General features: G+C 51.4%; 1 rRNA gene. It reads right to left on the reverse strand.

Annotated features, from left to right (window positions below):
* Positions 1 to 2,199: ribosomal RNA gene (locus MJ764_RS11305) — 23S ribosomal RNA — on the reverse strand; the annotation flags it as partial.

Below are 2,199 nucleotides of genomic sequence, written 5' to 3' on the forward strand. Positions count from 1 at the left end.
CAAGTGTTACCACTCTTCCACACCCGACCTATCAACGTCCTGGTCTCGAACGTCTCTTTAGAGGGATTAAATCCCTAGGGAAGTCTCATCTTCAGGCGAGTTTCACGCTTAGATGCTTTCAGCGTTTATCTCTTCCGAACTTAGCTACCCGGCGATGCGACTGGCGTCACAACCGGTACACCAGAGGTTCGTCCACTCCGGTCCTCTCGTACTAGGAGCAGCCCCCGTCAAACTTCCAACGCCCACTGCAGATAGGGACCAAACTGTCTCACGACGTTTTAAACCCAGCTCACGTACCACTTTAAATGGCGAACAGCCATACCCTTGGGACCGACTACAGCCCCAGGATGTGATGAGCCGACATCGAGGTGCCAAACTCCGCCGTCGATATGAACTCTTGGGCGGAATCAGCCTGTTATCCCCGGAGTACCTTTTATCCGTTGAGCGATGGCCCTTCCATTCAGAACCACCGGATCACTATGTCCTGCTTTCGCACCTGCTCGACTTGTCGGTCTCGCAGTTAAGCTACCTTGTGCCATTGTACTATCAGTCCGATTTCCGACCGGACCTAGGTAACCTTCGAACTCCTCCGTTACTCTTTGGGAGGAGACCGCCCCAGTCAAACTGCCTACCATGCACGGTCCCCGATCCAGATGATGGATCCGGGTTAGAACCTCAAAGTCACCAGGGTGGTATTTCAAGGACGGCTCCACAGATACTAGCGTATCTGCTTCTTAGCCTCCCACCTATCCTACACAAGTGACTTCAAAGTCCAATGCAAAGCTACAGTAAAGGTTCACGGGGTCTTTCCGTCTAGCAGCGGGGAGATTGCATCTTCACAACCATTTCAACTTCGCTGAGTCTCAGGAGGAGACAGTGTGGCCATCGTTACGCCATTCGTGCGGGTCGGAACTTACCCGACAAGGAATTTCGCTACCTTAGGACCGTTATAGTTACGGCCGCCGTTTACTGGGGCTTCGATCCGATGCTTGCACATCTTCAATTAACCTTCCAGCACCGGGCAGGCGTCACACCCTATACGTCCACTTTCGTGTTTGCAGAGTGCTGTGTTTTTATTAAACAGTCGCAGCCACCTATTCTCTGCGACCTCTAACAGCTTACGGAGTTAATCCTTAACCATCAGAGGCATACCTTCTCCCGAAGTTACGGTATCAATTTGCCGAGTTCCTTCTCCTGAGTTCTCTCAAGCGCCTTAGAATTCTCATCCTACCCACCTGTGTCGGTTTGCGGTACGGTTTCATTCAAACTATAGCTTAGTGGCTTTTCCTGGAAGCGTGGTATCAGTCACTTCGTGTCCGTAGACACTCGTCATCACTTCTCGGTGTTAAGCACCCGGATTTGCCTAAGTGCTCCACCTACCGGCTTAAACGATCTATTCCAACAGATCGATGACCTAACCTTCTCCGTCCCCACATCGCATTTGAATCAAGTACAGGAATATTAACCTGTTTCCCATCGACTACGCATCTCTGCCTTGCCTTAGGGGCCGACTCACCCTACGCCGATGAACGTTGCGTAGGAAACCTTGGGTTTTCGGCGACAGGGCTTTTCACCCTGTTTATCGCTACTCATGTCAACATTCGCACTTCTGATACCTCCAGCATGCTTCTCAACACACCTTCTTCGGCCTACAGAACGCTCCCCTACCATGTCAGTTACCTGACATCCGCAGCTTCGGTTACAGATTTGAGCCCCGTTACATCTTCCGCGCAGGACGACTCGACCAGTGAGCTATTACGCTTTCTTTAAATGATGGCTGCTTCTAAGCCAACATCCTGGCTGTCTCGGCCTTCCCACTTCGTTTACCACTTAATCTGTCATTTGGGACCTTAGCTGGCGGTCTGGGTTGTTTCCCTCTTGACACCGGACGTTAGCACCCGATGTCTGTCTCCCGAGGAACCACTTGATGGTATTCTTAGTTTGCCATGGGTTGGTAAGTCGCAATGACCCCCTAGCCATAACAGTGCTTTACCCCCATCAGTGTCTTGCTCGAGGCACTACCTAAATAGTTTTCGGGGAGAACCAGCTATCTCCGAGTTTGTTTAGCCTTTCACCCCTATCCACAGCTCATCCCCGCATTTTGCAACATGCGTGGGTTCGGTCCTCCAGTACCTGTTACGGCACCTTCAACCTGGCCATGGATAGATCACTCGGTTTCGGGTCTACACCCAGCAACTA

Source organism: Snodgrassella gandavensis (assembly GCF_914768025.1).
Classification (GTDB): Bacteria; Pseudomonadota; Gammaproteobacteria; order Burkholderiales; family Neisseriaceae; genus Snodgrassella; species Snodgrassella gandavensis.